The organism is Vibrio sonorensis, from assembly GCF_001854765.1.
GTDB classification, from domain to species: Bacteria; Pseudomonadota; Gammaproteobacteria; order Enterobacterales; family Vibrionaceae; genus Vibrio; species Vibrio sonorensis.
Window position 1 is genome coordinate 1 of record NZ_LJJE01000131.1, and the last position, 206, is coordinate 206.

General features: G+C 53.4%; 2 tRNA genes. Both read right to left on the reverse strand.

Annotated elements, in window-relative coordinates:
* Positions 1-15: 15 nt before the first annotated feature.
* Positions 16-91: transfer RNA gene (locus BLO31_RS22840), tRNA-Ala, on the reverse strand.
* A gap of 14 nt (positions 92-105) precedes the next feature.
* Positions 106-181, reverse strand: a tRNA-Glu gene (locus tag BLO31_RS22845).
* Between the last annotated feature and the right edge of the window lie 25 nt (positions 182-206).

The window sequence follows — 206 nt, forward strand, 5'->3', positions numbered from 1 at the left end:
AAATGCACTTAAAGATGGTGGAGCTAACCGGGATCGAACCGGTGACCTCTTGCCTGCCAGGCAAGCGCTCTCCCAGCTGAGCTATAGCCCCATAATCAGAGAGAATGGTATCCCGTAGGGGAGTCGAACCCCTGTTACCGCCGTGAAAGGGCGGTGTCCTAGGCCTCTAGACGAACGGGACACTAGTATCTCTTATTTGTAACACT